Raw genomic sequence first — 25,647 nt, forward strand, 5'->3', positions numbered from 1 at the left:
AGCCTAGCTGGCGGCCGGTCTCCGGGCCGCCGAGGGCCGGGGGCAAACCAGATGAGAAAGACGCAATGAAATGAGCATTACACTTGTTGGCTACCCGGTCTCGCCCTTTGTGCGCAAGGTGCGGGTGGTGCTGGAGCAGAAGGGGATCGGTTATTCTCTGGACCCCGCCGTTCCCTATACCGAGCGGGAGAAGGTGCTGGCGGTCAACCCGGCCGGCACCGTGCCAGTGTTGCTGACAGGTGATGGCCTGGCGCCAGTCACCGAAAGCGCTGATATCGCCGCCTGGGCGGAACAGTCGGTGCCGCTGCCGGTGCTGATCCCGCCGCAGCCGGAGCTGCAACAGCGGGCGCTGCGGATTCAGCAGTTTGCTGACAGCCAGATGGCGCAGGTCTTTGGCGGCATGATGTTCGGCCAGCGCATCGTTGTGCCCTATTACTTCGGAAAGGCCGACGGCAAGGAAGACATGGTCGAACATGCGATGACCGTGCTGGCTCCGCAATTGCTGGATTCGCTGGCAGAGCTCTTGGCCGATGCGGACTATGCCGCGGGCACCTTCAGCGTGGCGGATATCGCTTTGTCGAGCTGGTTGCGCGGAGCGGAGCTGGCGGGGTTCGCACTGGACGATGCGCGCTGGCCGTCTATCCGGAGCTGGCTGGATCGCTGCTATGCGCAGCCCGGATACGCCCGCGTGATCGCGGATGAGGAGCAGCTGGAGGTCGTCCGCTGGGCACGCAGCCGTTAAGAGGGGGCAGCATGAAGGCCCTGGTTTATCTGGCGCATCCCCGGCCTGACCGGTCAGAGATAAACGCGCCGATGTTCGAGGTTGCGCGCGGGATCGAGGGCATAACTTGCGTCGACCTGTACGGCGAATACCCGTCTTTTGAGATCGACGTCGACCATGAGCAGCAGCTGATCACAGAACATGATGCGATTGTTTTTCTGCATCCTCTGTACTGGTATTCCGCACCAGCAATGCTGAAGGAGTGGCAGGACCTGGTGCTGGAGCATGGGTTCGCTTATGGCCATGCGGGCCACGCACTGGACGGTAAGGTGACCTTCAACGCGGTCACTTGCGGTGCTGCGGCCGAAGCCTACACACCCGAGGGTGCAAATGGCGCGCATCTGCGTGACTTGCTGATGCCATTCGAGAAAACCGCTGATCTATGCCGGATGCGCTACCTGGCGCCTTTCGCGCTGTTCGGCGCGGGGCGCGCGGTGGAAGAGGGGCGGGACCAACCTCACCTCGCCGAGTGGCGGACACTGCTAAAGGCGCTGCGGGACGATAGGCTGGATATTGCGGCCGCCCGCGCGGCGCTGTCGCTGAATGGATTCAAGGCGGCCGGGGTCGCCAAGCTGGAGGCCGTGTGATGGATCTTCTTGCTGCTGGTTTTGTCTATCTGGTTGCCGCGGTGATTGCGGTGCCGCTGGCCAAGCGTCTGGGGCTTGGCTCGGTGCTGGGGTACCTGATCGCGGGGGTGGTTATCGGCCCGGTGCTGGGCGTTGTCGGCGGCGAGACCGTCGACATCCAGCATTTTGCCGAATTCGGCGTGGTGATGATGCTGTTCCTGGTCGGTCTGGAACTGCAGCCCGCGATGCTGTGGCGGATGCGGGCGCAGCTGTTGGGGCTGGGCGGGATGCAGGTGCTGGGCACCGCCGTGCTGATTGCTGCGGCGGCGCTGGTCTTTGGTGTTGCCTGGCAGGCATCACTGGCGCTGGGGATGATCCTGGCGCTGTCCTCGACAGCGATCGTGCTGCAGACGCTGGGGGAAAAGGGGCTGATGCCGACAGCGGGCGGCAAGGGCTCTTTCTCGGTGCTGCTGACTCAGGATATTGCGGTGATTCCGATGCTGGCGCTGATGCCGCTGCTGGCGGTGAATGCCGTTGCTGGCGGCCATGACGGTCACGGCGATTCCGGCCATGGTGCGCCTGCGGCTGACGCGCACGGGCATGGTCATGGCGCGCCGACGCTGTTCGACACGCTGCCCGATTGGGCGCAGGCGGTGGCGGTCCTGCTGATCATCGGGGGCATCATCGTGGCGGGGCGGACGGTGATCCGGCCGGTCTTCCGCTTTATCGCCGAGGCGCGGCTGCGCGAGATTTTCACCGCCGCGGCGCTGATGCTGGTGATCGGCATTGCGCTTTTGATGAACTATGTGGGCCTGTCGCCTGCGCTTGGCACTTTTCTGGCCGGCGTGGTGTTGTCGGACAGCGAATACCGGCATGAGCTGGAAAGCGATATTGAGCCCTTCAAGGGGCTGCTCTTGGGGCTGTTCTTCATCACGGTCGGCGCGGGCATCGATTTCCAGCTGCTGCTGTCCAACCCCGTTGGGCTGGTTGGCCTGGCGCTGGGGCTGATGGCGCTGAAAGCGGGGGTGCTGTACGTGCTGGGCACTGGTTTCGGCCTGCGCGGCGCCGACCGCTGGCTGTTCTCGCTGGGTCTGGCGCAGGCAGGGGAGTTCGCCTTTGTCCTGTTTGGCTTTGCTGCCGGGGCCGGCATCCTGGGCGCCGAGGTGATCAAGCCGATGACGTTGGTGGTGGCGCTGACCATGCTGCTGACACCGCTGCTGTTCATCCTTTATGAAAAGGTGCTGGCGCCGCGTGCGGTCCGGACAGAGGACCGCGCGGCGGATGAGATCGACGAGGCGGGCAGCATCGTGGTGGCGGGCATTGGCCGGGTCGGCCAGATCATCACCCGGATGCTGGTCACTAACGGTCACAAGGTCACGGTGCTGGACCACGATCCTGAAACCATCGAGAACCTGTCGCGGATCGGCTTCCGCGCCTACTACGGCGATGCCACCCGCCCGGACCTGCTGCACAGCGCCGGACTGGAAGGTGCCAAGCTGTTCGTCGCCGCGCTGGATGACCGGGAAAAGCAGACCGAACTGGTGCATCATGTCGCCAAGACCTATCCGCAGGTCACCATCCACGCCCGCGCCCATGACCGGCATCATGTCTACGAGCTGGAGCGGGCGGGCGCCCATCTGGCCCAGCGGGAGACCTTTGAGGGCGCGCTGGCGATGGGCCGCGATGCGATGACCGCCATCGGCTACCACCCGTTCCGGGCCGAGGCCGCCAGCCGCACCTTCCGCAGCCATGACCGCGAGGCGCTGGACGGGCTGCGGGAGAGCTGGAATGAAAGCGGGGTGTCGAAAAGCTATATCGATGCCATGCGGGCGCATTCGCAGACTCTGTTCGAGCTGATGAAGGCGGACCGCCATGACACTCACGACCGTTCGGAACGTGGCTGGACCCCGCCGCCCAAGGGAGATGCGAGCCTGTGAGACCTAGGTTATGAACGAGGGTAAACCGGATATCCTGCTGTATACGGCGCCGACGATGAACGGCTGGAAGCCGCTGATCTTCCTGCATGAGGCGGATGTACCTTATGAGCTGTCGGCGGTGGATTTCTCCAAGCGGGAACAGAAGGCACCAGAGTATCTGAAGCTCAACCCAAATGGCCGCATCCCCACCATCGTAGACCGCAGCAACAATGGTTTCGCGGTCTTCGAAAGCGGCGCGATCCTGTGGTACCTGGCCGAGAAATACGGGCGGTTCCTGAGCGAGGATCCCAGGGAACGCTCACAGACGCATCAATGGCTGATGTTTCAGATGGGCGGCATCGGGCCGATGATGGGGCAGGCGATGTACTTGCAGCGCATTGCCCGGCCCAACGGCCATGATGACCCCTATGCAATCAAGCGCTATGTGGACGAGTCCCGCCGCCTGCTGGAGGTGCTGGACAGCCGCCTGCAGGGGCGCGAATGGCTGGTGGGGGAGGAGATGTCGATTGCTGATATCGCCACCTACCCCTGGGCACGGTCCTATTTCTGGGCCGGAGTTGATGTCTCCAGCCTGGATACTCTGAACGCCTGGCTCGCTCGCATTGACGCGCGGCCTGCCACCCAGGCGGCGTTGCAGCTGCCGAAACCGCGACCTGCCGTCTTTGGCCAAGGCGACACCGAAGCTGCGGCGGCTGCCAATGCCGCCAATTACAAGGAGTGATCCCATGACCGCAGAAACCCAGCCGATCCGCGTCGACATCGTCTCGGACGTTGTATGCCCCTGGTGCGCCATCGGCTATTACCAGCTGGCCGAGGCTGTGCGCGAGACCGGCATCGGGGTGGATATCCGCTGGCATCCGTTCGAGCTGAACCCGCAGATGGCGCCGGAGGGTGAGAACCTGCGCGAGCATCTGGCCGCGAAATACGGCACCACGCCGGAGGGTTCGCGCCAGGCGCGGGCGCGACTGACAGAGATGGGCGCGGCGCTGGGGTTCACCTTCAACTACGCCGACGACATGCGGATGTATAACACCTTCCACGCCCATCAGCTGATCGGCTGGGCGGAGGAGCAGGGCAAGGCGCATGACGTAAAGCTGGCGCTGTTTGCGGCCTTCTTTACCCGGCGCGAGGATGTTTCCAGCATTGATGTTCTGGCCTCGGTTGCCGCTGGCGCGGGGCTGGATGGCGATGCGGCCCGCGCCATGCTGGAAAGCGGCGGTCGCGCCGAACAGGTGCGCGCCAAGGAGCAATTCTGGACCAGCCGCGGCGTCCAGGGCGTGCCCGCGATGATCTTTGAGCGCCAACATCTGGTGAGCGGTGCGCAGGGCGAAGAAAACTATGCCAGTATCCTGCAGCAGTTGAAGGCCGCGCAGGCGGCCTGAACAGCAGTTAAGGGTAGCCGGCGCCTGCTGGCCCGGCCTGGTGCGGAATTGCTGGTGAGGGAGTAACCGCATGAGACTTCAAGACATCAAGGCGCTGACATTTGATACCGGCGGCACCGTGCTGGACTGGCACAGCGGGTTCCGCGATGCATTCGCCGCGGCGGGACAGCGCCACGGGATCAGCCGTGACTGGGCGGCGCTGGCCAATGACCTGCGGCGGCGGTCGATGCAGGCGATGCTGAATCTCGGTGAGGATGGCCCGCCGGTATACAACTTCGACGAAGCGCACCGGTTCTGTCTGGAAGCGCTGCTGATCGATGAAGGGCTGGAGACTTTTGACGCGCAGGATCGGCAAGCGATTGCTTGGGATGCACCTCATAGGTTTGATGCCTGGCCCGACGTGCAGGAAGGGCTGGCGGCGCTTCGCATGAACCGCATCGTGGCGTCATTCTCGCTGCTGTCCTACCGGCTGATCATCGACAGCTCGCGCCGGAACGGGCTGGTCTGGGATGCAGTGCTGTCATGCGAGGGGCTGGGCCTCTACAAGCTGCTGCCAGAAGCCTACCGGCGGGCGGCAAGGCGGCTACAGCTGGCGCCTGAGGAATGCCTGATGGTGGCTTGCCACCCCTATGACCTGGACGCTGCGCGGCAGGTGGGGTTCCGCACCGCGCTGGTGCGGCGGCCTCGGGAATGGGGAGACCGGACGCCGGAGACGCCTGCACGGGGCGAAACCGGTGCTTATGATCTGGAAGTGGACCGTTTCAACGAACTGGCGGCGGCGTTGCAGGGCTAGGCGCGTTCCAATGCGTGCGCCGGAAGCGGCTGGGGGTCATGCCGGCCTGACGTGAGAAAACCCGGTGAAAGGCTGGCAGGTCGGAATAGCCCACCTCTGCCGCGATCTCTGCCACGCTGCGTCCAGTTGTGGTCAGCAGGTCGCGGGCGCGTTCGATACGCAAGTTCTGCTGGTAGGCCGTCAGGCTGTGACCGGTGGTGCGGGTGAACCGCCGCTGCAGACTGCGCAGCGACAGGCCAACAGCGGCAGCAAGATCGGCGGCACTCAGCGGCTCAGCCAACTGAGCCTCGATCCGTTGCTGCGCGGCTAGAACAGGCCGGTCTCCGTGGTCCATCGGCGGCAGGAAGCGGCGGTAGCGGCGCTGGTCGCGGCGGCCGGGGGCGATGATGAAATGCCGGGCGGTGTCCAGCATTGCGGCGCGGCCCGCTAGCCGCTCAATCACCACCAGCGCCAGGTCGATCCAGGCCATAAGCCCACCAGCGGTCACCAAATCCGTGTGCTCGATCACCAGCCGGGCAGTATCGAGCTGAAGCGCGGGGTATTCCAGCCGTATGCGCGTCTCTAGCCCCCAATGGGTGGTTACTGGACGGCCCCGGTCGATCCCTGCGGCGGCAATCCAGTGCAGCCCGGTGCAGGCAGAGCAGATGAGCGCACCCTGGGCGGATTGCTCCGCTAGCCAGCCGGTGACCCAGGGCGCTTCCGAGGGATGCACCTCACGCGCGGAAGGCGGCAGGATCACGGCACGGGCATGGACGGGTGCCTGGTCCAGCTGTGCAACCGTTAGCGTAGCCAGCCCGGCATGGCTCAGAATGTCATTCAGCCCCAGCGCAGCAGAGGGCATGGAGCCGGGATAGTTCAGGATCACTGTGGGCTGTTGAGATGGCATGATTGGCGTAACTGGCAAATAGTTTGTCACCGGCGACAATACCTGCCACCTCAGCTTTGCGCCATATCCGGATCACCACACGCGAAAAGGAGAGCGCCCATGCCCAATGCCCCTCATACCCTGTCCGTCGGCCAGATCAGCCTTACGGTGTTCGACGACGGCCATTTTGATCTGCCGCTGGAGTATTTTTCCGGCCTGTCCGGCGATCTGTCCCAACGGCTGAGCGCACCCCTGACCATCGGCGCCAACCTGTGGCAGATTGATACAGCCAGCCGTCGGGTCCTGGTCGATACTGGTTCCGGCCAAGCACTGCGGCAGATGTTCCCCGCGACAGGCCAGGCGCTGGAAGTCGTCTCGGGCGAAGCGATCACCGACATCGTGCTGACTCATATGCACGCCGACCACCTGGGTGGGCTGCTGGGCGGCGGATTTTCCGGGGTCCGGGTGCATGTGTCGAAGCCGGAATGGAAGTTCTGGACGCAGGTCGGGCTGGCCGATGCAGTGCCGGAGGAACAGCGCCCGATGATCGAAATGGTGCAGGCAGTGGCCGCATCTTTCGCGGACCGTGTGGTGACCCATGAGGGGGCCGCTGACCTTGGCGAGGGGCTGACGCTGGTGCCGCTGCCGGGCCACACCCCAGGCCACACAGGGCTGCGCCTTAGGTCTGGCGGCGAGGAACTGCTGATTGTCGGTGACGCGGTGATCTCGGGACAGGTGCATTTTTCCGAGCCTGACGCAGGCTATGCGCTGGACAGCGACGCTGATGCCGCCGCCGCCACCCGCCGCGCGCTGCTGGCTGATGCGGCGCAGTCGGGCACACCGATCGCCGCCACCCACCTGCCGTTCCCGGGTCTGGGCCGGGTCGAGACGGAGGGCGATGTCTGGCGGTTCGTGCCGCTCTGAGCGGGTCTATCCGGATTTGACAATGGTCTGAACGGGAAACCGGCGGCCGCGAGGGGCCGCCGGTTTTATCTTTCGCGCAAGCTGCCGGCTCAGCCGGGGCAGGCGGCGCCGGTTTCGATCCAGTTTTCCGCGAGTTCGGCAAAAGCCTCCCAGGTGCCCGGGGCCGGGGTGCGGCCTTCGCCGGGGGTCCAGGCCCAGCCGACCAGGGAGTCATGGCCCATGTGGTGCGCCACCTCGGCCATGGTGCGGCCTCCATTGCGCTCTGGATCCTTCAACTGGGCGCAGATCTCCGGCACGGTCATGCCGACCCAACCCATGCTGGCGGGTGCCAGCTGCCAGTGCCCATTGCCAGGAACCGAGCCGCTTTCCCCCAGAAACGGGCGGTTTTCTTCGCCGTGGCAGGTGGTGCAGCGCATCGCGACAACGCCGAAGTTGTCCTCGGTACGCGGCACGGGCGGCGAGTGCGGTTTGCGCTCGTCGCCCTGCAGCGGTCCGCTGTTGACCGGGTGGCAGTTCATGCAGCGCGGGTGAGTGATGACCTTGGCCATTTCGCCGAAGATCGCGGCAGAGCGCGCCTCTTCGGGGGCAATGCCTTCGAAAGCCTCGGCAGTTTTCAGGCCATTCACCTCCTGGGCGGCGGCTGTGCCGTCGGCGGTGAATTGCGCGAGCAGGGCCGCAACGGTCAGGGCCGCAGCGCGTTTGATGAAGTTCATTGTCCGGTCTCCTTTTACGCGCGCACCAGCGGCAGGCGGCGCACTGGCTGGCCTTTTAGGACACGCCAGGCGTTGCTGACGGCCGGCGCAATCGGCGGGGTGCCCGCTTCTCCGATGCCGCCGGGTTTTTCACTGCTGACGGCAAGATCGATCTCGACCTCGGGCATCTCGTGGATCCGCAGCAGGCGGTAACTGTCGAAGTTCTCCTGCGCGACCTGGCCGTCTTCGGCAAAGGTGATCTCGTTGAACAGCGCGGCGCTGAGCCCATAGCCGAGCCCGCCTTCGATCTGCGCCTTAACCACATCGGGGTTGATGGCGATGCCGACGTCTGCGGCCACCCAGACCTTGCTCACGCGGGGTTCACCGGCCACCTCCGAGACCTCGGCGATATAGGCGAAATGGGCGTCATAGCTGGGATGCAGCGCCACACCGTAGGCCTTGCCGTCAGAACCGTTCACGCCCTGCCAGTTGGCCATTTCCGCCACGCGCTCCAGCACCTTGCGGTCGCGCGGGGACTTGTCGCCCAGCAGCTCCAGACGGCCCGCGACCGGGTCTTTGCCCTTGGCCTGCAGCACCTCGTCCAGGAACACCTCGTTGGCGAATGCGGTGTGCGAGTGGCCGACTGAGCGCCACCACAGGTGCGGCACCTTGCTGTCGGTGCGCACCCAGCGGGCCTCGAAGGCGCCAAAGTCGTAGGGTTTGTGGATTGAGCCCTCAACCGAAAAGGGGTCGACACCGTTCTGGATCACCACTTCGAAGGCGGAGCCGCCCATGATGCTTTCGGTGGCGAACTTGTCTTGCCAGCCGATGATGCGGCCGGTTTCGTCCAGCGCGGCGCGCTGGCGGTGGACGGCCTGCGGGCGGTAATAGGCGCCCTGGATGTCGTCCTTGCGGCTCCAGACCAGCTTGAAGGTGCCCTGGCCGCCGGCCTTGGCCACCTGGGCCAGCTCCTGGGCGAACTGCGAGTCATACTGGGCGCGGCGGCCAAAGCTGCCGCCGGCCATCAGGGTGTTGATCGCCACCTGCTCGGGCGCGATGCCGAGGATATTGGCGGTCACCTGCTGGTCGACGGTCTGCATCTGGCTGCCCATCCAGATCTCAGCGGCGTCGCCGCGATTCTCGATCACCCCGTCCATCACCTCCAGCGGGGCATGGGCCAGGTAGGGGAGGCGGTATTCGGCCTCGATCACCTCAGCGGCACCGGCAAAGGCCGCGTCCAGATCGCCATAGGTTTCGGCAACCACGCCTTCACCCGTCGCAGCGGCGGCGGCGACCTCTTCCATCTGTTCCTCGGCAGAGCGGGTTTCCGCTTCGCTCAGTTCCCAGTCGATTTCCAGCGCATCGCGGCCCTTGAAAGCGCTGTACGTGTTCTTGGCATAGACTGCGACGCCGGTGGGGATCGTCTCGACCTTCTCGACGCCATCGATGGCCAGCGCGGCGGCGGAATTGACCGATTTTACCTTGCCGCCAATCCAGGGAGAGTGGGCGACGGCAACGGTCAGCATCCCCTCCCGGTAGACGTCGAGCGTGAACTGTGCTGCGCCGGTGGTCTTGTCCGCAGAATCGAGGCGCGGGACGTCCTTGCCGATCAGCACGAAATCTGCCGGGTCCTTGAGCTTGGGCTCTTCGGGCGGGGTGCTGTCATGAGCGGCGGCAACGAGCTCGCCGAATTGCGCCGAATTGCCACTGGCCGCGTGGCTGACGACGCCCTTGGCGACGGTGATCTCATCCTCGGGCAAACCCCATTCGCGGGCGGCGGCCTGCACCAGCATGGAGCGGGCCGCTGCGCCGGCCTGGCGCATCTGGGTAAAGGCATTGCGCACCGCGGTGGAGGCGCCGGTGCCCTGGATGCCAAAGGCGAAGTTCTGATAGGTGGCGGTGTCCGCAGGCGCGTGTTCGGCGCGCATCTGCGACCAGTCGGCGTCCAGCTCTTCCGCGACGAGGGTGGCGAAGCCGGTAAAGGGCCCTTGGCCGAATTCGATGTGCTTGACGATTACCGTGACTGTGTTGTCCTCGGCGATGCGGACGAAGGCGTTGAGGCTGATCGGGCCGGAGGCTGCCTTCGCCGCCATCTTGCCGCCAACAGGAAGATGCGCGCCGATGATAAGGGCTGCGCTGCCGGCCAGGAAGCCGCGCCGGGTCGGGGAGAACTTGGTCATGGATCAGGCCTCCAGCATCTTGGCTGCGTTGTGGATCGCCTTGCGGATGCGCACGTAGGTGGCGCAGCGGCAGGCGTTGCCGGCCATCGCGTAGTCGATATCTTCATCCGTCGGGTTGGGGATTTCGGTCAGCAGGGCGGCGGCGGCGATGATCTGGCCGGACTGGCAGTACCCGCACTGGGGCACGTCGATATCGACCCAGGCCTTGCGCACCGCGTCGGCCTCGGGGCCTTCGAGCGCCTCGATGGTGACAACGTCGGAGCCATCGAGCGCCTCCACCGGGGTCACGCAGGAGCGCACCGGCATGCCGTCGACCATGACTGTGCAGGCGCCGCATTGGGCAATACCGCAACCGAATTTGGTGCCGGTCAGGCGCAGATCGTCGCGCAGCGCCCAAAGCAGCGGCGTGTCGCCGGGGACGTCGAGTGTGACGTCCTTTCCGTTGATGGTGAGGTCAGTCATTTTTGGGGTGTCCTCCTTTGGCTGGTCCTGGAGATTGGCTTCAACGCCTTTTGGCGCTGCCCTGCCGAGAGTGGCAGGGCCGAGGTTGGGGCGGTTCGCGCTTACCGTTTCACCGCAGGTTTCGAATCGCAACCGGTATACTTTTAGTAACCTTGTGGCCACACAAAGCCCGCGAAGCAGGGCCAGGGCCTAGAGGCTGACTTCCGGAGACGCGAAAGTGATTGGTTTCCAGTTGGGATTGCGGTCCTTCTCAATGATCGCGGCCCGCACGCCTTCAAGAAAGTCGCCTTCGGCCAGACAGTATGACGCGGCGTTCAGATCGCGGGCCAGACAGCGGAGCAAGCTGGAATCTTGCCGCGCTGCATCCAGCAGTTTCAATGTGAGCTGGAGGGAAATCGGCGAGGCTCGGCGCAATGCAGCGGCTGCATTTTGCGCCCAATCCTGGCGATTCTGCTCCAGCCGCTCAGCGATTGCTTCGGGCAGCTGCCCTGCGAACGTCTCCGCCGCGGCTTGAGGATCGGGCAGGGTTCCGGGACCGGGCGGTTCGCTGAAAGCCGCGATCGGGCTTGTGTCCGCCGCTTCCATCAACGCGCTGGTCAGCGCTGGCAGCTGGTCGGAGGGCACAAAACTGTCTGCGAGTCCCAGCGCGATGCAGTCGGCGGGACCAAGCCGAAGCCCGGTCAGCGCAATTAGCCGCGCCAGCCCTTCGGGAGCACGGGCCAGCAGGTGGCTGGCGCCCACGTCGGGCACCAGGCCGATGCCGCATTCGGGCATCGCCAGTAAGGTGCGTTCGGTGACGACACGGTGCGCGCCATGGGCCGAGATGCCGACGCCGCCACCCATCACAATCCCGTCCATCAGCGCCACATAGGGGGTGCTGAGGGCGGCAATCTGGGCGTTCAGAGCATAGTTTTCTGCCCAGAAATCGGTGCAATAGGCGTTATTGCCCGCAGTGCCCTCGGCATAAAGCCGGGCCACGTCGCCACCGGCGCAGAAGGCCCTGTCCCCGGCGGCATCGGCGACGATCAGCTTTACCCCTGGGTCGGCTTCCCATTCCGACAGGATGCGCGACATGCGCTGCACCATTTCACGGGTCAGGGCGTTCAGCGCCTTGGGGCGGTTCAGGGTGATCCGCGCGGCGGCGCCAGCTTTGGTTTCTTTAACTTCGGGTTCCAGCATTCCGGTCTCCTTTGGCTTGAACCAGTTGCGGGAAGGGGTCACGCGGGATGCGTGGCCCCGCGTTCGATGCGGTAGCTGCGGTCCAGCAGGTCGGCGCAGTGGTGATCGTTGGATTCCGCGATCAGGATCGACATGCCTTCGGACTTCAGGTCCCGCAGGATTTCCGAGATCCGCCGCGCCAGCACCGGGGCGATGCCCTCGGAGGGCTCATCCAGCAGGATCAGCCGCCCGCCCATCATCAGGGCGCGGGCCAGCGCTGCCAGTTTCTGCTGGCCGCCGGACAGCGAGGTGGCGCTGCGGCCGCGGAACTCGCGCACCTCGGGCATCAGGTCATAAATCCATTTCAGCCGGTCCTGATAGTCGGGGATGTCTACCGCCCAGACCGGCATCATGATGTTTTCCTCGGCCGAAAGCTGCGGTACCAGCTTGCGGTCCTCGGGCATGTAGCCGATGCCGATGCGGGCGCGGTCTTGCGGCGGGGTGGCGGGCAGCTGGTAATGGTCAAAGCTCATCGTGCCGGACTGTGCCGCCAAGAGCCCCATGATCGCGCGCATCATCGTGGTCTTGCCCGCGCCGTTGGGGCCGATCAGGCCGATCATCTCGCCGGTGTTCACCGTCAGCGCGCTGTCGCGCAGGATCGGCACCGGGCCGATGGAAACGTTCAGGTTGCTGATCTCAAGCATAGGCGGTCTCCGCTTTTTGGGTTGGAGCGTGAGTGTCGCCGATCACCAGTTCCCGCACCTTGGGATCGATCAGCGCCCGGGCGGGCGGGGCGTCGCAGATCACCTCGCCCGAGAAGAAGGCCAGCACCCGGTCGACGTAGCGTTCGACGATCTCCATGTCGTGCTCGATGAACAGGACGGTGGTCCCGGAGGCCTTGAGCGCCGACATCACCGTGTCCATGATGGCGAACTTCTCCTCGGCGGCGACGCCGGAGGTGGGTTCGTCCAGCAGCAGCATCTTGGGGCCGCTGACCACCGCCATGGCGATGTCGAGCAGTTTGCGCGAGCCCTGCGAAAGCGCGCTGGCCTCGTGATCGGCCACATCCGACAGGCCGTAGCGGGCCATTATGGCGTCGCATTCCGCCAGCAGGTCCGGGCCGGCGATGGGACGCAGCAGCGCGCCGCCCTTGCGCCGGGCCAGCGCCAGCGCCGACAGCAGGTTCTGCCGCACGCTGAGGGTCATGAACACCTGGCTGACCTGGAACGAGCGGGTGAGGCCCTGATGCACTGCCAGCCGCGGCGCGATGCCGGTGATGTCTTTGCCGCGGAACCGAATGGTGCCGCCCGAGGGTTTCAGGTAGCCGGTGACCATGTTGACGAAAGTGGTCTTGCCCGCACCGTTGGCACCAATCACGCCGACCACCTGGCCTGCGGGGATGTCGACGTTGATGTCCTTGGCTGCGGTCACGGCGCCAAAGGATTTCTGCAGGTCCGTGACGGACAGGATGGGCGTATCAGTCATGACGGAGCCTCCGGATAAGGGGGATGCGTTCCAGCAGCGACCAGATACCGCCGGGCAGGAAGAAGATGATCAGCAGCAGCGTGCCGCCGACGATCAGCTGCCAGGCGTGAGGGGCGATTTCGAATGCGTAGGTGCGCAGGAACTCAAAGATGATGGCGCCGATGAAGGGGGCCAGCACGCTGCCAGGTCCGGCCATGATGGTGATGAAGACCAACTCGCCCGAGACGGTCCAGTAGACCATGCTGTCGGGATCGACCTGTCCCAGCGCCATCGCCATCATGCCGCCCGCGGCGCCGGCCAGGGCGGCCGAGATCACGTATTTGATGTGAATGGCCTGTGCCACCGAATAGCCCAGGTATTCCACCCGGATCTCATTGTCGCGGATCGCGGTGGTCAGCCGTCCGAGGGTCGACCGCAGATACATCTGCACCAGCACCGCCAGCGTCAGGCAGACGGCGATGATGGCTGTGAACAGCACCTGCTTGCCTTCGGGCGCCCAGCCCAGGAAGGTGGTCTGCGACACCGAGAAACCATCGGTGGATCCCAGCGCCTCGGTCTTGACCAGGATGCCGTAGAGAACCATCGAAAACGCCAGCGACAGCATCGCAAAAAAAATGTCGCGGTAGCGGCGCAGGATGAAGCCCAGGGCAAAGCCCGCAATGACCGCGGCCAGCATGGCGATGATGATGCGCAGGGCAAAATCGCTGAGGCCTAGCCATTGCTCGGACAGCGCCACCGCATAGGCGCCCAGCCCGAAGTAGAGTCCGTGGCCGAAGGACATCAGCCCGGTGCGCCACAGCACCAGAAGCCCCAGCACGGCAGCGCCGCGGGCCAGGCCGAACATCATGTTGTTGACGACCCAGGCCGGCAGCATCAGCCCGGCCGCAGCCAGCGCCAGCAATGCTAGTGCGGTCAGCCGCACTGTCTTGTCGGATAGAATTTCTTGCAGCATCAGATTTTCCTCGCCTTGGCCGGTGCGAACAGCCCCTCGGGGCGCACGATCAGAACTGCGGACATCACCAGGAAGATCACGAACAGTTCCAGCTCCGGCAGCTTGTGGACCGCCAGCGCGCGCAGCAGGCCGACCAGCAGCGCGCCAATCAGCGCGCCGGGGATCGAGCCCATGCCGCCGATCACAACAACGGCAAAGCTGAGCACGATGACATCGACCGCAAAGCCGGGCGCCACCGACACGGTGGGTGCGATATAGGCGCCGCCAAGCGCACCCAGAACGGCGCCGGCGCAGAATGTGACGACGAACAGGCGGCGCACGTTGATGCCGACGATCAGCGCCATCTCGCGGTCATGGATGACGGCGGTGATCAGCTTGCCCCAGCGGGTGCGGGCCAGCATCCACCAGCTGCCTGCAGCGACGAGCAGCGCGATGCCAAACAGGGTCAGCGAGTAGACGTCGCGGAAGATGCCGCCCATCTCGACGCTGCCGAGGGCCACCATCGGCTGATAGGCGAAATAGGGGTTCACGCCGAAGATCAGCAGGATCAGATCCTCGAGGATCAGGAACACCCCGAAAGTGGCCAGCACGATCAGGATTTCCTCGTGATCGTACAGTCTGCGCAGCACGATCCGCTCGATCAAAAGGCCCAGCACGATGCCGACGGCCAGCGCCGATCCGGCGATGATCAGGAAACCGAACCAATCGGGAAAGCCCATCTCGGATGCGGAGCCGATGAAATAGGCGGCGGTGTAGGCACCCCAGGCGTAAAAACCGCCGTGGGCCACGTTCAGGATCTTCATCACCCCGAAGATGATGGTGAGACCCGCCGCAACGATGAACAGGTATGAAGCATAGACCAGCCCGTCCAGCAGTATGGTAAACAGTAGTTGCATGAGTATTTTCCTCCTCCCTTCTTCTCCAGCAGCGGACAGGGCAGGGCCGCCCCGCCCGCCACCGGGGAGAGCCGGGGTCAGCAGCTGGCGCCGGGCATGCCGGCCTCAAGCCATTCGATGCCTGACTGGCCTTCGGGCGGCATGATGCAATTAGCGGGGTAGAACACGACGTCGGTTGCAACCGGTTCGCCGCTGTCCTTGTTCCAGCCGGTGATGCCATAGCCCACCGGATGCACTGCTTGATGGCCGCCACCGAGCGTCATCGAAATGCGGCCGCCGAAGCTGTCCCATTCAAGTCCTGTCAAGGCGTCGATGACCTGCGCTTGCCCCGGGAAACCGCCGACTGCCTCCGCGGCTTTGTCCATCGCGATCTTCAGCGCCAGGATGGACTGGGCGTACTGATAGGACGGCCCCAGCGGGTATTCGCCGTATTTTTCCTGGTAGTGGTCGACGAACCAGCGGTTCAGCGGCGTGTCCATGTCGCGCACCAGGAGGCCGTATTCGCCGCGGGTGCCCATCACTACGCCTTCGGGAAAGCCCTTGCCCAGGCGATCCACTGCCGAGGCGCCGAGCGTCGAGATGAAGGTTTTCTGCCGGAAGAAGCCGCGCACGTTGGCCTGCAGAACAAAGGCCTCCATGTCGCCGTCCCAGAAGCTGGAATGCACCAGCGGCGCCTTGTCGAGCGAAAGGGTGGAAATCTCGGTGCCGAACTGGCCCGCGAACAGTTTCGGGAACTGCGGGTTGTCGGAGGCCTTGGTGTCCGGGTTGATGGTCTCCATCGCCAGGTCAAAGAACTTGTAGCTGTCCTGGCCCCAGGCGTAATTCTGGTTGATGCCGGTATAGGCAGGCGCATCGCCGAACTTGTCGCGAACATAGAGCGCGGCAGCAACGCCATCGCCAACCGCGTGGCCGGTGGTGCGGAAGACGTACTCCTTGCCGCCCTCCTCGAACAGACGTGGCGAACCGCAGACCGGGATGATGGTCAGCGTCTTCAGCTCTTCGGCGACCGGCGCCACCGACAGGCAGGACCCCGACGAGATATAGCCGATCACTGCGTCCACGCCCTGTTTCTGGACAAGGTTGCGGTATTCAGCGACTTGCTTGGTATTGCCGCCGGCCTCGTCCACGAAAATCGGGGCAAGCCGCGCCCCGGCAAAACCGGGGGTATTATAGGGGGCGGGCAGCTCGCCTGCGTTGATTGCTTCGATGACCAGTTCGGCGCCCTGGTGGCCCGGTACACCGAACGGCCCGGCGGCGGGGCCGGACAGAAAGGTGACGATGCCGACCTTGAATTCCTCCTTGGCGGCTGCGGGTAGCGCATTGAGCGCGGTGCTGGCCGCTAGGCCGAAGACGCAGGCAAGTTTCAACAGGTTGGGTTTCATGGTTTTTCCTCCCTTAAAGTGTTGCGGCCAGGGGTTGATCCCCCAGCGCGATGTCATGGATTTCCAGCCCCGCGCCGTTCAGGCGCACGGCTTGTTTGCGCTGCCATTCGCCGGTCTCCTCCGGGAAGTCGCTGCGCATGTGGGTGCCGCGGGATTCCTGCCGCCTCCGCATCGCCAGGCACATGGCCTCGGCCAGACGGGCGACCCGGGCTAGGCGTTGGACCTCGGTAAAGCCGTCGAGATCGTCCCAGCCCAGTCCGGCAATTTCGCCCTGCAGGGTGCGGATCTGCGCCAGCGTTTCCGTCAGCAGCTCGTCGGAGCGGGCTGGGCCAAGGCCCTTCTGGGTGAGCTGGCGCACCTGTGCCAGCAGGTCCGCGGGGAGGGCGCCGTTGACCGCGCGCCGGGTTGGGGGCGGATTGTCGGTGGAACGCGCCATGTTGGAACGCGGCTGCAGATTGGTGGCCGCGTGGCGGCCGGAGATGGCGCCATAGGTCATCGCCTCGACCAGCGCGGTGCCGCCGTGGCGGTTGGCGCCGTGCAAACCGCCGGCCACCTCGCCCACCGCATAGACGCCGGGGATCGAAGTTTGACCGTCGGTGTCCACCCGCACGCCGCCGATGGTGTAGTGCGACGAGGGCGAGATCCGGACCGGGCGCTCGCGGTAATCCGGCACGTGTTTGGACAGGAAGGTCGCGGTCAGCGAGTCCGGCGCCCATTCGGCGTCCTGGGTTTCGCGGAAGTCGATGAAGACCTCGCGCCCCTCGATGATCTCCGACTGGATGATGAAACTGAGGAAGTCCCAGTTGTGCAGCGCGGCCAGCGCCGACTGGCCGGGGCCCATGTGTTTCAGGATCAGGTCCTCGCCGTCGGAATTCACCAGCTTGGCGGTGGAAGGGTAGTCCGGGTAGAGGAAGATCGCGGGTGCGCCTTCTTCGTTCACCGCCAGCGGGTAGAACTGGATGAACTCCATGTCGACCAGCTCGGCACCCGCTTCCAGCGCCATCGATTGGCCGTCGCCCAAGAGGTTCTGCGGGGTGTCGGTGAACTCATAGACGCCCTGCATCCCGCCGGTGGCCAGGATCACTGCCCGGGCGGCGATTTTCACTGGAGAGCCGTCCAGATCGGCCCAGACGCTGGGTCCCTCGCGGTGCAGCGACAAGGCGCTGCCCTTGATCCGGCGCACGCTGCTGGATTTGACCGCCTTGCGCAGTTGCGAGAATAGCGCCGTGCCGTGGGTGGAGGAGAACTCCATCATCAGCCCGGTCATGTCTTCCGCACCGTCGCTGCCGTAGGATTCGTCCAGGATGTCTTTGCCGCGCATTCCGGTGGACCGCCGCACCCGGTAGCCGCGCGGGGCGCGGTCGACGGGGATGCTGTATTTTTCGATGATCGCGCCCATTTCGGCGGGCGCCTCATCCACCAGCCGACGCAGCAGGGCGGTGTCGCACAGCCCCTTGCCGGTCACGTCGGACATGGCATCAAAGACCTCCTCCTTCGGGAAGCCGTCATGCGCGGCATAGGTCAGGAAGCCGGTGGAGATCGCGGTCGAAGAGGCCTGCCCGTTGAACAGCAGGACAACATCGGCGCCCGCTTCGCTTGCTGCCAGGGCCGCGACCTGGCCTGCGCTGCCTTCTCCTATGACGAGAACGTCGGTTTCGATGATATTAGTCACTTGTTCCTCCTGATGTCTCAGCTTCAAGGCTACGGCTGCGGGGCGGCGGGGCCGCTGCTGAACCGGGGCAGGAGGCAGAAATATTATCCTTTATTTATTAGTGGCTTGCGGAGCTTTCGTCTGACTGGCGCAAGTGATTGGTGTCAAAATTGAACCTATATGATATCAAAAATGACACCAAGTCGGGCTCGGGAGGCACTGGCATGAAACGCGAATCGGATATTCTGGACATGTTGCCCTTTGGGGTGCTCAGGCTGCAGGGGGAGCGGATCACCTATGCCAACCGGATGCTGCGCAGCCTGTTTGACGGCGGGCTGACGACGCTGTCTGAACTCGCCGACCGATATCCGGAGCTGGAGGATCTGCGCCGCCGCGACGGGGCGGAGCAGGCGCCGGCCTGGATCACCATCAACGCCTCGGTGTTTTGCGTAGCCAGCGTCCGGCGCGACACTGCGGTGGAGCATTATTTCCTGCCTAGCTGGTTCGTCTCGGCCACCGACGAAGGGCTGAAGGCGCTGCAGGACAATTTCGACGATTTCGTCGAAATCTTTGAAAACTGCTTTGATGGCATCTACGTCGCGGACGGGGCGGGACGCACCCTGTGGATGAACGCCGGTTTCGAGCGCTGTTACGGCCTGAGCGCGCGCAACTTCCTGGGGCGCGACGCCAGCAAACTGGAACGCGAGGGGTATCTCGATCCGCTGATCACCTGGAAGATCATCACCACCAAAAAGCGCCAAACCGCGCTGCAAACAACGAAATCCGGGCGCAAGGTACTGGCCACCGGCATCCCGCTGATGGCGCCGGACGGCACGGTGCGGCGGGTCATCATCAATTCGCGCGACACGACTGAGCTGATTGAAATGCAGGGTAAGCTGACGGCTGCTGAACAGGAGATCCGAAACTACGAAAGCGAGTTGCGGGAAATCCGCGAGAACGCGGCGCAGGATGGAGAGTTGTTCTGGGCCAGCGAGGACATGCAGGAGACCGTCCGTCTTGCGATGCGGGTGGCGCGCACAGATGCGGCGGTGCTTATCAGCGGCCCGTCGGGTGTTGGCAAACGCAAGCTCGCGGATTTGATCTTCCGTTACAGCAAGCGCAGCCGCAAGCGGCTGCTGCGCTTCGGATTTGGCGGCTTACCGGAAGCCGCGGTTATGGAGGAGCTGTTCGGCAAGGAGGCAGCCGAGGCTGGCCGTGACGAGGGTCTGCTGGCGCGGGCAGTTGGCGGCACCATGATCTTGGAGCGGGTCGACCTGATGCCGCCGCGGGTTCAGGAAAGGCTGTCCTCTTGGCTGCGTACAGGAAAATCACGCCCTGGCCGCGAAGGCAGGGACCTGCGGTTGATCGCAACCAGCCGCGGCGATTTGAGCACGATGGTTAACGCGGGCAGATTCCGTGAAGATTTGTACTACCGCCTTGCAGTTGCTGAGATATGCATTCCGCCTTTGCAAGACCGCGTCGCGGACATTGCCGGGCTTGTGCAGCATTTCCTGGAAGCTTTCAACAAGCTGCACGGTGCGGAAAAATACTTTGACCGCGCGGCAATTAACCGTTTGGCGCGCTGGACCTGGCCGGGCAACGTGCGGGAGCTGCGGACCATGGTCGAGCGGATGGTTGTCACCGGGGAGGAGGCACGCATATCAGCGGCCATGGTTGAAGCCGCCTTTGCCGGAGCGACAAATCCGGTGATCCCGCTGGGTGGGATGTCAGGCCGGGTGCCAGCCGAAGAAGTGCGCGACAGGGTTCGGGCCTTTGAGGCTGATCTGCTGCACGATCAGGTAGCCCGCGCGGGCAGTATTCAAAAGGCCGCCGATGCGACCGGTATCAGCGTTTCCACGATCAAGCGGAAGCTTGCCTGGAGGAAGGTCTCGGAGGCAGCCGGGACAAAATTGCCAGAATGACCCCGCCTGGCGCCGGGCGCGGCCTTTCAGCAGAGCGGGCTTCGGTCCACATCATGCTCCTAGGCCACGAGCAGACCTGCCTACTTCGCGGCGATGACCTCTACTTCGACCTTGAACTCTTCGCGTGTGAACCCGGAAACGATCAGCAGGGTTGAGCTGGGGATCCGCCCGGTTCCAGCCAGGAATTCATCCCGCGCGCGCATGTAGCCGGCCATGTGTTCGCGGCTGGTGACATAGGCGGAGATATGGGCGGTATCACCGGGCCTCATATCCCCCTCGCGCAGGATTTCCGTGATGTTTTCGAAGCAGACGAGGGCCTGATCATAGCTGCTTTCGGGGATCGAATCATCCGGCCGAATGCCAAGCTGCCCCGAGGTCACAATGACCCGTTTCCCCGCCGGAATTTCAGTGCCATGCGCATAGGCGGCGAAAGGCGGCCGAATAGTGGTTGGGTTTAAGGCTTTCATTTCATGTCCTTTTTTCCGGTCGCTTAAAAGGCTTGCAAGAGGGAAAAGAGTTTGCAAGCCTAAAAACACTCTCTGGCACAGATCAACATCAGGGCCACGCAAAACCAATTCTCTGAAGGAGGGGGAATATGGCACCGCGTGTCCTTTTGGTGCGCCATGGCGATGAGCCGGCCGACGACCGTGTGGTTACCTGGCTGGCGGCGAACGGCTATGAGGCCGTGACCCGGAAACCTTTTGCGGGCGACCGCCTGGATGATGTGGGCGAGGTCGCGGCATCGGTGATCTACGGCGGTCTGTTCGACGTCTTTGAGAGGGAAAAATACCCGTTCCTGCTGGAGGAAGACCGCTGGATCGCGCAGTGCCTGGAGAAAGGCATCCCGCTGCTCGGTATCTGCCAGGGGTGCCAGCAGATCGCCTATCATCTTGGCGCTTGGGCGGGGGCGCCGGAGCGGGAATTCTTCGAGTTCGGCTATTACCCGGTTGAACCCGCTGAGGAGGCCGGAGAGTTCCTGGAGGCACCGTTGGTTGTCACCCAGGCGCACTACCACACATTTGACCTGCCCGAGGGGGCGGTCCGGCTTGCCGGAAATTCTGAATACCCGAACCAGGCCTTCCGCTATGGCGAAGACGTCTTTGGCTTCCAGTTCCACGCCGAAGTGACACCGGCCGGCTTCCGCCGCTGGCAGGACAGCAAAGCGCATGTTTACGGGCGACCCGGGGTTCAGGACGTGCAATCCCAGAACCGGCTTATGGCGGCTCATGATGCGGAGCAGGCGCGCTGGTTCAACGGGTTTCTTGACAGTTTTCTGGGGCAGGCGGCATGAGCGTTCAGGGACATTGGGCTGAGCTGAAGGCGCCGGATTTCCAGGCTTTGCCGGCGGATTGCGTGGCGGTGCTGCCGCTGGGCGCGACCGAGCAGCATGGACCGCATCTGCCGCTGTCGGTCGATACGGACCTGACGCAGGCGGCGGTTAGGCTGATGCTGGCGGATCTCAGCCCTGAGCAATCGGTTCTGGTGCTGCCCGCGCTGACTATCACCAAGAGCAACGAGCACGACCGCTTTGCCGGGTCGCTGAGCCTGTCACCGGAGACGCTGCTGGCGGTGCTGCGTGACATCGGTGCCTCGGTGGCTCGTGCAGGGGTGGCCAGGCTGGTGCTGTTCAACGGGCATGGCGGCAATACCGCGCTGCTGCAGGTGGCAGCGCGTGAATTGCGCATCAGCCACGATCTGATCGTGGCCGTTTGCTCATGGTCGGGCTTTGCTGAATCGGAGGGTCTTTTCGAACCCGGCGCCTATGCAGTGGACCTGCACGCGGGCGACAGTGAGACTTCGGCGATGCTGGCCGCCCGGCCCGATCTGGTGGACATGGGCAAGGCAAAGAATTTCCGCACCGCAATGGAGGACTGGGCCGGGAATTTCCGTTTTATCGGACTAACCGGCCAGCCGGCTGCGCCGGGCTGGATTGCCGGCGATCTGAACCCCGAGGGGGTGTGCGGCGATGCCTCCGCGGCCACCGCGGCGAAGGGGGAGGCGATGCTGGCCTCTGCCGGACGCAACTTCGCGCTGTTTCTTGCGGAGTTTGCCCGCTTTGATCACAGGAACGGCTCATGAGGGATACCCTTCCTGCAGATGCGCGCCTGCCCGGTGTGCTTATCCCGGCTACACTGATCGCTGCGGCAGACCGGTTCGGCGGGCAGTTGTACGGCGATTGCCTGGCGGGGGACCTTGTGCTGCGGGACGGACGGGCGGCTGGACTTGAACCGGCCACTGCACAGCCCTCTCGGCTGGTGCTGCCCAAATTCACCGAGCCGCATGTGCATCTCGACAAATGCCACACCATTGACCGGATGCAGGGGATCGGCGGCGGGCTGGGTGATGCAATCGCCGCACAGGCGCAGGACCGCAGGATATGGACAGCCGAAGACATCCGCCGGCGGGCGGGTCGCGGGCTGCAGGAGCTGCTGTCGGCAGGCTGTGCCACAGTGCGCACGCACGTCGATTGGGCTATCAGCCCGGACCCGGCGGCTGCACCATTAGCCTGGGACATCCTGCGGGAACTGAAGGAAGAGGCCCCGGCAGGGGTGATCCTGCAACGGGCGGCGCTGACCGGTGCCGACATGATGGCCGACATCAGCTATGCCCGTGCCTGCGCCCGCCGAGTGGCTCAAAGCGGCGGCGTTCTGGGCGCCTTTGTGCTGGGCCAGCCTGAGCGGCAGGCCGGCATTCTCAACACCTTCCGCGCCGCGGAGGAAGCCGGGCTTGCGCTGGATTTTCACGTCGACGAGGGCCTTGCGCCCGGTCTCGACGGATTGGAGATGATCGCCGATGCGGCGCTGAAAACGGGTTTCCAGGGCCCGGTTCTGTGCGGTCATGCCTGCAGCCTGATGAATCACACCGATGAAGACGTGCAGCGTATCGCGGAGAAGCTGGTCCGTGCGGGGATTTCGGTGGCAGCACTGCCCGCCACCAACCTGTACCTGCAAGGGCGCAGCGCAGGCACCCCGGACCGCCGCGGGTTGACCCGAATCCATGAATTGCAGGCCGCCGGGGTCAATGTGGTGCTGGGCACCGACAACGTGCGTGACGCATTTTGCCCGTTGGGCAGCCACGATCCGCTGGCGACCCTCTCGCTGGCGGCACTGGCCGCGCATCTGGACCCGCCTTTTGGCCGCCATCTTCCGATGATCACCACCGGCGCCCGCAAGGCGCTTGGCCTTGCGCCCGTAACCGTCGACGGGGCTGCAATCGGGGATCTGCAGCTGTTCGACGCTCTCTCGGTCACGGACATTCTGGGCAGCCGTGCTGCCCCGCAACCTCTGGCCGAGGCCTTGCAAGGAGAACAACAATGACAGAGATGCCGCTGGAACACCCCCGCACCGATTGGGCCGCATTTGCCGACAGCCTGTCGCCGGTGGAGGTGATTGACGAGCCGGTGCTTGTGAAGAAACGCTCGCGCGACTTTTTCTGGTACAGTCCGGTTCTGAATGCACAGCTGAAGAAGTGCTTTGGCGATCTGGTTGCGGTGCCCAAGACCCCGGATGAAATGCGCCACTGCCTGCAGCGCGCCTTTGAGGCGGATGTTCCGGTCACCCTGCGCGGCGGCGGCACCGGCAATTACGGTCAGGCGGTGCCGCTGAAGGGCGGGCTAGTCATCGAGACCACGAAAATGAACCGCATCCTCGAAATCGGCGAGGGCTATGTGCGGGCCGAAGCCGGGGCGCTGATGGCCGATGTGAACGCTGCTCTGATTGAGCAGGGCTGGGAAATGGCGATGTTCCCTTCGACCCAGGACATTGCCACTATCGGCGGCTTCGTGGCCGGCGGATCGGCCGGGATCGGGTCGATCGCCAACGGCGCCCTGCGGGAAAAGGGCAATATTATCCAGCTCAAGGCGCTGTCGCTGGAAGCAGAGCCGCAGGAGCATGCTTTTGACGCCGAAGCGGCGCTGCAGATCCACCACGCCTGGGGGTTGAACGGCGTAATCACCGAAGTCACCCTGCGCACGGTGCCCCACCGCAATTGGGTCGGCTGCATGGCCACCTTCGACAGCTACCGAGACTGCTATGCCGCGGGCTATGCGCTGGCGGCTGCGCCGGACATCGGCTGCAAGCTGGCCAGCACAGTTGAGGCGCGGATCGTTGACTACTTCCCGCGCCTCAAAGGGCACCTGCGGGAGGGCAGGCACCTGCTGGTCTCGCTTGTCCCGGCGGAGGATATGGATGCCTTGCGCGCGCTCATTGCGGCGCAGGGCGGCCATCTGGATCTGGCGATGAGTGATGCCGAGCGGCAGGCGGCAAAGCTGCCGCATGTTTTTGAGTTCGCGTATAACCATACGACCCTGCAGGTGCTGAAGGCGGACCGCTCGGCCACGTATCAGCAGATCGGGGTGCCGGATCCGTCGGACGCGGATGCGGTTGCCGCCGCGGGCGCGGCTTTGGGTGATGACGTCTGGCAGCACCATGAGTTTGCCCGGCTGGACGGCAGGATCGCCGCCTTTGATCTGCCGATCATCTGGTTCTCGGACGAGGTGCGGTTGCGCGAAATCAACAGCATCTACGAGCAGCACGGACACAGCGTAGCAGACGCGCATACCTATTTCGTCGAGGGCGGTGGATTGAAGAACGCCGACTACCGGCACCTCGCGTGGAAAAAGCGCATGGACCCCAAGGGACTGCTGAACCCTGGCAAGTCACGGGCCTGGGAGAAGGTGAAACACCTCTCCGCTGAGGAAATCGAAGCAAAGGCAAAGGGCTGAGGAGACCCGAGATGACGACCATTCAGACAAAACTGCTGACGCCGAACTTTGGTGTCGAAGTGAGCGGAATGAACCTTTCCGACGTCAGCGCGGGGCAAAATTTCGCCAAGCTGCGCGCGCTGTTCGAAGAGCATTCAGCGCTGCTGTTCCGGGCGCAGGACATAAGCAACGCAGAGCATATGGCGCTAGCGCAGCTCTTTGGCCCGATCGAGGACCGCAAGGCGGATGAGCGGAAACCAGGCGAGAAATTTGAGGTGCCCGAGGTCTCCAACGTGCAAAAGGACGGTTCCACGTCGGGCGAAATGGATCTGCACACGCTGAACCTCAAGTCCAACTTTTTGTGGCATTCGGACAGCACCTTTCTGCCCACACCGGCATTGACCAACATTCTGATCGGCCGGGTTGTCACCACCGAAGGCGGCGCAACGGAACTGGCCAGCACCCGGGCAGCCTGGGCGGCGATGCCGGAGGCGCTGAAGGCAAAGATCCGCGGCCGCGGCATCTGGCACCGCTATAGCCATTCCCGGCGAAAGATTTCTCCTGAGCTGGCTGAATTGCCGATGTTCAACAAATGGCCCGACCAGCATTGGAACGCGGTCTGGCCGAACCCGGTCAATGGGCGAGAGGCGCTCTATATCGCCAGCCATGCCTTCAAGGTCGACGGCTATGGCGAGACCGAAAGCCAGGCGCTTCTGGATGAACTGATGGCGTTCTGCACGCAGCCGGAATTTACCTATTCTCATCAGTGGGCTGTAGGCGATGTGCTGATTTGGGATCAGCGCGCGGTGCTGCACCGCGGCACGCCCTGGCCCTACGAACAGCCACGCACCCTGTCCAGCATCTGCGCGTCGGTGACAGAGGACGACGGGATCGGCAGCATCCGCATGCCTGCCTAA

25 protein-coding genes are annotated in these 25,647 nt (G+C 64.2%); 13 read left to right on the forward strand and 12 right to left on the reverse strand.

Features of this window, described 5'->3' with window-relative positions; genetic code table 11:
* Nucleotides 1-70: 70 nt before the first annotated feature.
* The 6 genes from AC5STI_RS19000 to AC5STI_RS19025 all read left to right on the forward strand — a co-directional run bounded on the left by AC5STI_RS19000 (nucleotide 71) and on the right by AC5STI_RS19025 (nucleotide 5,459).
* Nucleotides 71-742, forward strand: coding sequence for a glutathione S-transferase family protein (locus tag AC5STI_RS19000; RefSeq protein ID WP_495447843.1), 672 nt, complete (start codon nucleotides 71-73; stop codon nucleotides 740-742).
* Nucleotides 743-753: 11 nt separating this feature from the next.
* Nucleotides 754-1,368, forward strand: a complete 615-nt coding sequence (locus AC5STI_RS19005) for an NAD(P)H-dependent oxidoreductase (protein ID WP_495447844.1) — start codon at nucleotides 754-756, stop codon at nucleotides 1,366-1,368.
* A complete protein-coding gene (locus AC5STI_RS19010; RefSeq protein ID WP_495447845.1) occupies nucleotides 1,368-3,284 on the forward strand; it encodes a monovalent cation:proton antiporter-2 (CPA2) family protein in 1,917 nt (638 codons plus the stop codon). The genes AC5STI_RS19005 and AC5STI_RS19010 overlap by 1 nt, the downstream gene beginning before the upstream one ends.
* Before the next feature lie 10 nt (nucleotides 3,285-3,294).
* Entirely contained in the window at nucleotides 3,295-4,005 is a 711-nt protein-coding gene (locus AC5STI_RS19015; protein WP_495447846.1) for a glutathione S-transferase family protein, read from the forward strand.
* Nucleotides 4,006-4,009: 4 nt separating this feature from the next.
* Entirely contained in the window at nucleotides 4,010-4,666 is a 657-nt protein-coding gene (locus tag AC5STI_RS19020; protein ID WP_134830507.1) for a DsbA family oxidoreductase, read from the forward strand.
* A gap of 70 nt (nucleotides 4,667-4,736) precedes the next feature.
* On the forward strand, nucleotides 4,737-5,459 hold the full coding sequence (locus AC5STI_RS19025) for an HAD family hydrolase (protein ID WP_495447847.1): 723 nt from the start codon (nucleotides 4,737-4,739) through the stop codon (nucleotides 5,457-5,459).
* Here the strand turns inward: AC5STI_RS19025 and AC5STI_RS19030 are convergent.
* Nucleotides 5,428-6,345: a GlxA family transcriptional regulator gene (locus tag AC5STI_RS19030; protein WP_495447848.1), complete on the reverse strand. Its 918-nt coding sequence runs from the start codon at nucleotides 6,343-6,345 to the stop codon at nucleotides 5,428-5,430. The genes AC5STI_RS19025 and AC5STI_RS19030 overlap by 32 nt on opposite strands.
* Nucleotides 6,346-6,444: 99 nt before the next feature.
* On the opposite strand from AC5STI_RS19030, the gene AC5STI_RS19035 reads away from it, so the two are divergent.
* Nucleotides 6,445-7,248 carry an MBL fold metallo-hydrolase gene (locus tag AC5STI_RS19035; protein ID WP_495447849.1) on the forward strand — a complete coding sequence of 268 codons (804 nt, stop codon included), beginning with the start codon at nucleotides 6,445-6,447 and terminating at the stop codon, nucleotides 7,246-7,248.
* A gap of 89 nt (nucleotides 7,249-7,337) precedes the next feature.
* Here AC5STI_RS19035 and AC5STI_RS19040 read toward each other — a convergent pair whose 3' ends face one another.
* From AC5STI_RS19040 to AC5STI_RS19085, 10 genes are all read right to left on the reverse strand, one after another.
* On the reverse strand, nucleotides 7,338-7,961 hold the full coding sequence (locus AC5STI_RS19040) for an Isoquinoline 1-oxidoreductase subunit (RefSeq protein WP_247676871.1): 624 nt from the start codon (nucleotides 7,959-7,961) through the stop codon (nucleotides 7,338-7,340).
* A gap of 14 nt (nucleotides 7,962-7,975) precedes the next feature.
* Complete coding sequence (locus tag AC5STI_RS19045; protein WP_495447850.1) at nucleotides 7,976-10,120, reverse strand: xanthine dehydrogenase family protein molybdopterin-binding subunit; 2,145 nt, start codon at nucleotides 10,118-10,120, stop codon at nucleotides 7,976-7,978.
* Nucleotides 10,121-10,123: 3 nt separating this feature from the next.
* The gene (locus AC5STI_RS19050) at nucleotides 10,124-10,582 is read right to left on the reverse strand and encodes a (2Fe-2S)-binding protein (protein ID WP_211038085.1); all 459 of its coding nucleotides are present in this window, start codon (nucleotides 10,580-10,582) and stop codon (nucleotides 10,124-10,126) included.
* A 189-nt stretch (nucleotides 10,583-10,771) separates the two neighbouring features.
* Nucleotides 10,772-11,761, reverse strand: a complete 990-nt coding sequence (locus tag AC5STI_RS19055; protein ID WP_495447851.1) for an enoyl-CoA hydratase/isomerase family protein — start codon at nucleotides 11,759-11,761, stop codon at nucleotides 10,772-10,774.
* A 38-nt stretch (nucleotides 11,762-11,799) separates the two neighbouring features.
* Entirely contained in the window at nucleotides 11,800-12,444 is a 645-nt protein-coding gene (locus AC5STI_RS19060) for an ABC transporter ATP-binding protein (RefSeq protein ID WP_495447852.1), read from the reverse strand.
* The gene (locus AC5STI_RS19065) at nucleotides 12,437-13,225 is read right to left on the reverse strand and encodes an ABC transporter ATP-binding protein (RefSeq protein WP_222481330.1); all 789 of its coding nucleotides are present in this window, start codon (nucleotides 13,223-13,225) and stop codon (nucleotides 12,437-12,439) included. Before AC5STI_RS19065 ends, AC5STI_RS19060 begins: the two co-directional genes overlap by 8 nt.
* A complete protein-coding gene (locus AC5STI_RS19070; RefSeq protein ID WP_222481331.1) occupies nucleotides 13,218-14,177 on the reverse strand; it encodes a branched-chain amino acid ABC transporter permease in 960 nt (319 codons plus the stop codon). Before AC5STI_RS19070 ends, AC5STI_RS19065 begins: the two co-directional genes overlap by 8 nt.
* The gene (locus AC5STI_RS19075) at nucleotides 14,177-15,073 is read right to left on the reverse strand and encodes a branched-chain amino acid ABC transporter permease (RefSeq protein WP_495447853.1); all 897 of its coding nucleotides are present in this window, start codon (nucleotides 15,071-15,073) and stop codon (nucleotides 14,177-14,179) included. The genes AC5STI_RS19070 and AC5STI_RS19075 overlap by 1 nt, the downstream gene beginning before the upstream one ends.
* Nucleotides 15,074-15,150: 77 nt before the next feature.
* Entirely contained in the window at nucleotides 15,151-16,455 is a 1,305-nt protein-coding gene (locus AC5STI_RS19080; protein WP_495447854.1) for an ABC transporter substrate-binding protein, read from the reverse strand.
* A gap of 13 nt (nucleotides 16,456-16,468) precedes the next feature.
* Complete coding sequence (locus AC5STI_RS19085; protein ID WP_495447855.1) at nucleotides 16,469-18,127, reverse strand: FAD-dependent oxidoreductase; 1,659 nt, start codon at nucleotides 18,125-18,127, stop codon at nucleotides 16,469-16,471.
* Nucleotides 18,128-18,330: 203 nt separating this feature from the next.
* On the opposite strand from AC5STI_RS19085, the gene AC5STI_RS19090 reads away from it, so the two are divergent.
* Nucleotides 18,331-20,028, forward strand: a complete 1,698-nt coding sequence (locus tag AC5STI_RS19090; protein WP_495447856.1) for a sigma 54-interacting transcriptional regulator — start codon at nucleotides 18,331-18,333, stop codon at nucleotides 20,026-20,028.
* An 80-nt stretch (nucleotides 20,029-20,108) separates the two neighbouring features.
* Here the strand turns inward: AC5STI_RS19090 and AC5STI_RS19095 are convergent, their stop codons facing one another.
* Nucleotides 20,109-20,495, reverse strand: a complete 387-nt coding sequence (locus tag AC5STI_RS19095; RefSeq protein WP_495447857.1) for a RidA family protein — start codon at nucleotides 20,493-20,495, stop codon at nucleotides 20,109-20,111.
* 128 nt (nucleotides 20,496-20,623) lie between these two features.
* Here AC5STI_RS19095 and AC5STI_RS19100 point away from each other — a divergent pair, with 128 nt between their 5' ends.
* The 5 genes from AC5STI_RS19100 to AC5STI_RS19120 are packed head-to-tail and all read left to right on the forward strand — an operon-like array spanning nucleotide 20,624 to nucleotide 25,647.
* Nucleotides 20,624-21,319 carry a glutamine amidotransferase-related protein gene (locus tag AC5STI_RS19100; RefSeq protein WP_495447858.1) on the forward strand — a complete coding sequence of 232 codons (696 nt, stop codon included), beginning with the start codon at nucleotides 20,624-20,626 and terminating at the stop codon, nucleotides 21,317-21,319.
* Nucleotides 21,316-22,107: a creatininase family protein gene (locus tag AC5STI_RS19105; protein WP_495447859.1), complete on the forward strand. Its 792-nt coding sequence runs from the start codon at nucleotides 21,316-21,318 to the stop codon at nucleotides 22,105-22,107. The genes AC5STI_RS19100 and AC5STI_RS19105 overlap by 4 nt, the downstream gene beginning before the upstream one ends.
* Nucleotides 22,104-23,345 (forward strand): amidohydrolase family protein, encoded by a 1,242-nt coding sequence (locus AC5STI_RS19110; protein ID WP_495447860.1) that lies wholly within the window; start codon nucleotides 22,104-22,106, stop codon nucleotides 23,343-23,345. The genes AC5STI_RS19105 and AC5STI_RS19110 overlap by 4 nt, the downstream gene beginning before the upstream one ends.
* On the forward strand, nucleotides 23,342-24,751 hold the full coding sequence (locus tag AC5STI_RS19115) for an FAD-binding oxidoreductase (RefSeq protein WP_495447861.1): 1,410 nt from the start codon (nucleotides 23,342-23,344) through the stop codon (nucleotides 24,749-24,751). The genes AC5STI_RS19110 and AC5STI_RS19115 overlap by 4 nt, the downstream gene beginning before the upstream one ends.
* An 11-nt stretch (nucleotides 24,752-24,762) precedes the next feature.
* On the forward strand, nucleotides 24,763-25,647 hold the full coding sequence (locus tag AC5STI_RS19120) for a TauD/TfdA dioxygenase family protein (protein WP_134830490.1): 885 nt from the start codon (nucleotides 24,763-24,765) through the stop codon (nucleotides 25,645-25,647).

This window comes from Leisingera sp. CC-HEC096 (assembly GCF_059429235.1).